Here is a 6,729-nt window from a genome sequence, read left to right as displayed (position 1 = left end):
GCCCGCCGATCGCGCCGGCCATCGGATAGCCGCCGGCCAGGCACTTGCCGAGCACGGTGATGTCCGGCAGGACCCCGAAGTAGCCTTGCGCACCGCCCGGGCCGAGCCGGAAGCCGGTGACCACTTCGTCGAAGATCAGCAGCGCGCCGAACTCGTCGCACAACTTGCGCACCTGCCGGTTGTAGTCGTGATGCACCGGCCGCGTGCCGCTCTCCGGCCCCAGCGGTTCCAGCAGCACCGCCGCGGTGCCGCCGCGCAGGCGATTGAACTGCAGCTTGCGCCGCAATGCCTCCAGATCGTTGGGATGGCATTCCTGGGTATGGGCGGTGGCGCCACGCGGGATGCCGATCGCCTCCATGCGCCCGGTGCCCGGCAGGCGCATGCCGTACACCAACTGGTCGCTCCAGCCGTGGTAGGCGCCGCCGATCTTGATGATCCATTTCTTGCGGGTGTGGGTGCGGGCCAGGCGTACTGCGCCCATCACCGCCTCGGTGCCGGAGCCGAGCAGGCGCAGCATCTCCACCGCCGGCATGCTGGCGCAGACCAGTTCGGCCAGCTTGACCTCGCACGCGTGCAGCAGGCCGGTCACCGGGCCGCACTGGTCCAGTACCGCCTGCACGTGCTCGCGCAGTTCCGGCGGATTGGATCCGAGCAGGGTCGGGCCGCCGGCCTGCAGGAAGTCGATGTAGCGGTTGCCGTCGACGTCGGTCAGGTACGCGCCCTCGGCGCTGTGCATGGCCAGCGGGAACGGATGGTTGAACGCCAGGTTGTGCTGCACGCCGCCGGGGATCACCTGCTTGGCCGCCTCGCCCAGGCGTTTGGAGCCCTGGCAACGCTCGTCGAAATAGCGCATCACCTTGGCCATGCCGGCGGCGCCGATCGGCCGCATCGGCTGGTTCACCAGCGCATGGAAGCGCGCGTACAACTGGTCCACATCGGGCCATTGCGAAATGGCGGGGGTCTGGCTCATGGTCGGTGCCGGGCTCGAGGGAACGGAAACGGAAAGGGCGTGCATGCGCTCAGGCCTCCAGGGCGGTGAGGACGGCGCGCAACGGCGCGGCCAGGCCGGCGTCGTGCAGGGCGCGGCGTTCGATGCGGCGCGCCAGGTGATCGCGCGCCAGCTGCTCCAGCGCATCGACCGCCGCCACCGCCTGTTCCAGGCTGCGGCCGCAGCACAGCACGCCGTGGTTGCGCATCAGGTAAGCGTTGCTCGACGGCCGCAGCTGGCGCGCCAGCAGCCAGGCCAGCAGCCCGGTGCCGGACGGGAAGTAGCCGACCATCGGCACGCGCGTGCCGATCGCCGCCTGCAATGCCGGATCCTCCACCGCCAGCGCCGCGCCGAGCAGCGCGCAGGCGCTGGCCACCGGCTGGTGGGTGTGGATGCTGCAGGCCACGTCGGGGCGGCGCCGCAGCACCTGCGCGTGCAGCCCGGTCTCCACCGACGGCGTGGCGGCGCCATCCAGTTGCCGCAGGTCGGCCAGGCGCACCACGCAGATGTCTTCGGCGCGCATCGCCAGGTAATCGATGGCCGAGGGCGTCACCGCGAAGCGCTCGGCATCCAGGCGCAAGGCGACGTTGCCGCCGGTCCCGGCCAGATAGCCGCGCCGCGACAGGTCCACGCACAGCGCGACCACGCGCGCGCGTTGTTCATGGGCAAACATGCTGGGGAACCTCCGGCACGCATTCGGGAAGGGGATTCATGCGCCGGTAGATCGGCGCCAGGGTGCGCTGCAATTCGCGGAACATCGCATAGCGGTCGTCGTACAGCGCACGGTTGCGCGGCGACGGTTCGTACACCCGGCGTGCGCGTTGCAGCGCCGGCAGGTCGGCGAAGCGCAGCCGGCCCAGGCCCACGCCGGCGATGAAGGTGGCGCCGATCGCATTGGCCTGGATCGGGTTGTGCAGTTGCCGGATCGGCTGGCCGCTGACGTCGGCGATGATCTGGCACCACAGGTCCGACTGCGCGCCGCCGCCGACCGCGGCGATCACGCCCGGATCGCGGCCGAGCAAGCGCGCGAACGGTTCCATCATCCAGCGCGTGTTCAACGCCACCCCTTCCATGAAGGCGCGGATGATGTCCTCGCGGGTGTGCATCAGCGACAGGTTGACCAGCCCGGCACGCAGGCTGTGGTCCTCGACCGGAGTGCGCTCGCCGAACAGCCACGGCATGTACACCAAGCCGTTGGCCCCGGCCGGCACGCGCGCGGCGATGACGTTGAGCACCTCGTACACGTCCGGGCGTTCTTCGTCGCGCAGCAGTTCGTCGGGATGGAATAGGATGCGGTCGCGCAGGAACGACAGGTTGGCGCCGGCGGTGGACTGCAGCGCGGTGGCCAGGTAGCGCCCGCTGACCGCGCACGGCACCGCGGCGATGTTGCTGAACACGTCGGTCTTCATCCGCGGCACGTGCGCGCCAAGCCACGACGAGGTGCCCAGATACAGATGCGCGGCGTAGTCCTCGACCGCCGCGGCCACCGCCACCGCCGAGTTGTCGATGGCGCCGGCGATCACTCGGGTCTGCGGCGACAGGCCCAGTTGCGCGGCCACGCCCGGCAGCAGCGGTCCCAGCACCTCGGTGGAGGCCACCAGCTCCGGCAGCTTGTCGCGCTCGATGCCGAGCAAGCACAGCAGGCCGTCGTCGTAGCGGATGCGCATCGGGTCGCGGTTGTCGGTAACCCAGGTGGTGAGTACCGAATCGGCGGTGGCGCAGAAGCGCCCGGTCAGGCGCAGGTTGAGATAGTCCAGCGCGTTGAGGAACTTGTGCGTGCGCTGGTAGCGCTGCGGCTCGTGGTCGCGCAGGTAGGCGATGTGGCCGGCGCAATCCTTGCCGCTGCCGGCCGGCGCGCCGCCGCTCAGGCGCAGCCAGCGCAGCAGTTTCAGCGGCGCGTAGCCGCGCACGTTGAGCCAGCGCCCGCGCAGGCGCCGCGCGATCGCCGCCTGCCCGCGCATGTCCAGCCACAGCATGGCGTTGCCCAACGCGCGGCCGTCGCGGTCCACGCATACGGTGCACTCGCCCTGGGTCGAGCAGCACACCGCGGTCACCCGCCGGCGCAACGCCTCGCCGCCTTGCAGCACCGCCGCCGCGGTGACCAGCAACGCGTTCCACCAGTCGCGCGGATCCTGCTCGGCGCAGACGCCATGCACGTGCAGCGGCACCGGTTCGAAGGCCCAGGCGATCACCTGGCCCTCCAGGGTGACCAGCGCGCACTTGCAGCCGGAGGTTCCCAGGTCCACCGCCAGCACCAGTGGCTGGTCGCCGCCCCGGTCGGCATCGAGCAGTTCGCTGCGCATCGGTCAGAACGTGTAGCCGATCGAGGCCACCAGGGTGTCGCCGTCGGTCTTGCGGATGCGCGCGCCGTCCTGCACCCAGTACAGCTCGTGCGCGTTGACCCGGGTGCTGACCCAATCCAGGTTCCAGTCCAGGCCCCAGCGCTTGTGGGTGACGCCGATCTGGTAGTCGGCGAAGCTGCCCTCGCTGAAGTTGCGCAGCTTCTGGTAGCCGGCGTGCAGGCGCAGCGTGGTCGATGGCAATACCGACGGCAGCAGCGGCGTCTGGTAGTTGAGATCGCCCAGCAGCGTGCCGCGCGAGTCGTGCTCGCCACGGGCGAAGCAGCGCAGCGCCGTCGTCGGATCGGCGGCGAACTGCAGGATCTGCGCGCACACGCCGCCGGTATCGGCACCGCGGTAGGTCTTGGAGAACACGTACAGCAGGCGGCCCTCGACCGCGCCGTAGCCGAGTTCGAGCACGCCGAAATTGCTGTCGTAGTCGGTGCGGCGGATGTCCTCAGGCGTTCCCGTCTCCAGATCGATCCGGTGCGGGGCCAGGAAGCTGGCGCCGGGGAAGCGCTCCGTCGCCAGACCGACGCCCGCATGCCAGGCATCGGGATTGCCGAAACGGTAGCCGGCCGCCGCGGTGATGCCCAGCCCGTCGCCATCGAGGAACTGCTTCTTGCTGACCTTGGCCACCTCCAGCAGCGCGACGAAACCACTGGCGTGCACGAACTGGGTGGTCCACTTCAGCGATGGGCGCATCAGCGAGTCGGACACGCCGCGCGTGCGCTGCTCGCTCATCAGCTTGATCTGGTTCTGGAACTCGTAGTTGACCATGCCATCGGCGTCGGCCTGCTGGGCCTGCGCCTGGGCACAGCACGCGCCGTGCAGGGCCAGTGCGCCCGCGAGGGTCGCCATGAAGCGGACTGCAGTCATCTCAATCTCCCCTGTTCGCTAAGGAAGGTGGGACGCGCGGCGGCCGTCGCGGGCCCCGCACGTCGAGGGTGCCGGCGCGTCGCGCGCGCGGCGGGTGATTACTTGGCGCAGACCGGCGTGCTGGGCAGCGCCTGCACGCGGGTGAAGCGTTCCGTCTCGCCGAGCACTTCCACGCCGACGAAGGCGCGCAGGTCCAGCGATTTGCCGCTGGCGCGCAGCGTGGCCTTGTAGCGCTTGCCGCTGCGCGGATCGAAGGCCCAGCCGTCGCGCCAGGTATCGCCGTCCTCGCGCCCCAGGCGCGCGATCTGCACGCCGCAGGTATCGGTGGCGGTGCCGGCGTCCTTGTCCCAGACGATGCGTCCGCACAAGGCCGTGGCCGCATCCGCGCACGGCGCGAACTCCACCACCGCGTCCTTGGCCGCGGTCAGCCACAACCCCTGCGCCGCGGCCGGCGCCGCACACGCCGTCGCGGTCGCCAGCAGCCATCCCGCCACCACCACACCGACCGCGCCGTACCGCTTCATTCCCGGACTCGCCTGCATCGAACGCCCCCTCGCCATCGCGCAATTAAGTAGTGAAAACTACCGTATAGCGATAACTACCGTTTTGCAAGCATTGTCCGCAGGGCCTTTGCCGCGGACGTGGCGAGGCGCGCAAACGCCTGGATTTCAAGGGTTCGCGTGTGCAGCGACATGCGTGCGACGGCCGATTTTTGCGGCATTGCAACAGCCATCGGGGAGGACGGCGACGACAGATCGGCTCGTCCGATCGCCATGGCGCCGCACTGCGAACCGAGCGAATGCGCCAGCCACGCTATCCAGCAACGCGGCCGCGCGCGGCCGAACCCGATCGGCGGCGTCAGGAAACGAGAAGGGCAGAAGGCGTGTCGGCAGTCGCTGCGGCCTTGCTGCAACAGCAACCGCCGCGGCATCGCGATGCGCACTGTCGCCCGCGAGGGTCGGCAGCGCCGGTGCGGGCCAGCGAGAGTTGTGGCGACCGGCACGATCGGCGGGTCAGAAGCGGCCGGCGATGGCACGGCCGCGATGGCGGGGATGGGTCCCGCTCAGTGCATCGGCGCCTCCCGCAAGCGGGAGGCGCACGGACGGATCAGGCGTCCTTGCCGGACACGTGCCCGTCGATCTTCGAGGTCTGGTACAGCGCCATGCCGATGCGCTTGATCAGGCCGAGCTGTTGTTCCAGCCACCAGGCATGGTCTTCCTCGGTGTCGCGCAACTGCGCCAGCAGCACGTCGCGGCTGACGTAGTCGCCATGCTGCTCGCACAGCTTCATGCCCGCGGCCAGGTTGGCGCGCACTTCGTACTCGACCTTCAGGTCCTTCTCCAGCATCTCCTCGACCGTGCGCCCGGGTTCGAAGGCATGCGGGCGCATGTCCGGGTCGCCCTCCAGGAACAGGATGCGCCGCAGCAGCGCATCGGCGTGCTCGGTCTCCTCTTCCATCTCGTGGTTGATGCGTTCGTACAGCGCCAGCAGGCCCTGGTCCTCGTAACGCCGCGAGTGGATGAAATACTGGTCGCGCGCGGCCAGTTCGCCGCGCAGCAGCTCCTTGAGGCATTGCACAACGTCGGGGTGTCCCTTCATGGGGCGGGCTCCGTGGGGTCGACTGAGGGCGCCATAGTGCCCGATGCCGCCGCGCCGCGTTCCAATCGGAATCATTCACATCCCGACTCGCACATCCGCGATGCGTGACCCCGCGCACAGCGCGCCGCGCCTACGCGGGAACGACACGCAGTCGTGTCTAGAATCGGAGACTTGCCCACCGGAGAGAGACGATGCGCGGTCGATGGAAACGCCTGCTGCTGGGGACGCTGCTGCTGACGGCGGCCGTGGCGCTGGGTATCTGGCTGCTGCTGCGCGGCAGCCTGGCCACGCTCGACGGCAAGGCCCCGCTACAAGGCCTGCGCGCACCGGCAAGCATCCAGCGCGACGCGCTGGGCGTGGTCACCATCGATGCCGCCGACGAGGCCGATGCGATGCGCGCGCTCGGCTACGTGCACGCGCAGGAACGCTTCTTCGAAATGGACCTGCTGCGCCGCGCCGCCGCCGGCGAACTGTCCGAGCTGGTCGGTCCGCACGCGCTGGACGTGGACAAGGCACGGCGGGCGCATCGCCTGCGCGCGCGCAGCAGCGCGCAACTGGCCGCGTTCGCCGGCCAGCACGCGGCGGCCTTGCAGGCCTACAGTGCGGGCGTCAACCAGGGCCTGCACGCGTTGCGGATACGGCCGTGGCCTTACCTGATGCTGTTCGCCGCACCACGCGACTGGCAGCCGGTGGATTCGGCGCTGGCCGGCCAGGCGATGTACTTCGACCTGCAGGGCAAACAACTCGAGCGCAAGCTGGCCCTGTATCGCCTGCAGCAGCGCTTGCCGGCGCCGCTGTACGCCCTGCTGCGTCACGAGGGCAGCAGTTGGGACGCGACGCTGGACGGCAGCGTGCGCGGCGACGCGGAGCTGCCCTCCGCCGATCAGGTCGATCTGCGCCACCTGGCGGGCGCGCCCGCCCCCA

The 6,729-nt window shown here is 70.0% G+C and carries 8 protein-coding genes; 1 reads left to right on the top strand and 7 read right to left on the bottom strand.

Translation table 11 applies throughout. The features are described 5' to 3' along the window. From D183_RS0122490 to bfr, 7 genes are all read right to left on the bottom strand, one after another. Nucleotides 1–970: aspartate aminotransferase family protein (locus tag D183_RS0122490; RefSeq protein WP_017910985.1), on the bottom strand; the 970-nt coding region annotated here is incomplete at its 3' end. Between the two features lie 49 nt (nt 971–1,019). Next, nucleotides 1,020–1,661 (bottom strand): class II aldolase/adducin family protein, encoded by a 642-nt coding sequence (locus D183_RS0122485; RefSeq protein ID WP_017910984.1) that lies wholly within the window; start codon nt 1,659–1,661, stop codon nt 1,020–1,022. Continuing rightward, nucleotides 1,648–3,291, bottom strand: coding sequence for a xylulokinase (locus D183_RS0122480; protein ID WP_017910983.1), 1,644 nt, complete (start codon nt 3,289–3,291; stop codon nt 1,648–1,650). The genes D183_RS0122485 and D183_RS0122480 overlap by 14 nt, the downstream gene beginning before the upstream one ends. 3 nt (nt 3,292–3,294) lie before the next feature. Further along, nucleotides 3,295–4,188, bottom strand: a complete 894-nt coding sequence (locus tag D183_RS0122475) for a TorF family putative porin (RefSeq protein ID WP_017910982.1) — start codon at nt 4,186–4,188, stop codon at nt 3,295–3,297. A 116-nt stretch (nt 4,189–4,304) separates the two neighbouring features. Continuing rightward, a complete protein-coding gene (locus tag D183_RS0122470; protein ID WP_017910981.1) occupies nt 4,305–4,730 on the bottom strand; it encodes a DUF2147 domain-containing protein in 426 nt (141 codons plus the stop codon). A gap of 74 nt (nt 4,731–4,804) precedes the next feature. Continuing rightward, on the bottom strand, nt 4,805–5,149 hold the full coding sequence (locus D183_RS27665; protein WP_157835249.1) for a hypothetical protein: 345 nt from the start codon (nt 5,147–5,149) through the stop codon (nt 4,805–4,807). A 164-nt stretch (nt 5,150–5,313) separates the two neighbouring features. Continuing rightward, nucleotides 5,314–5,805 carry a bacterioferritin gene (gene bfr, locus D183_RS0122465; protein ID WP_026143459.1) on the bottom strand — a complete coding sequence of 164 codons (492 nt, stop codon included), beginning with the start codon at nt 5,803–5,805 and terminating at the stop codon, nt 5,314–5,316. 191 nt (nt 5,806–5,996) lie between these two features. Here bfr and D183_RS25715 point away from each other — a divergent pair. Continuing rightward, a partial coding sequence (locus D183_RS25715) for a penicillin acylase family protein (protein ID WP_039729419.1) occupies nt 5,997–6,729 on the top strand: 733 nt, incomplete at its 3' end.

Origin of the sequence: Xanthomonas sp. SHU 199, assembly GCF_000364665.1 — a bacterium.
GTDB lineage: Bacteria > Pseudomonadota > Gammaproteobacteria > Xanthomonadales > Xanthomonadaceae > Xanthomonas_A > Xanthomonas_A sontii.
This window is presented reverse-complemented; position numbering and strand designations above follow the sequence as displayed.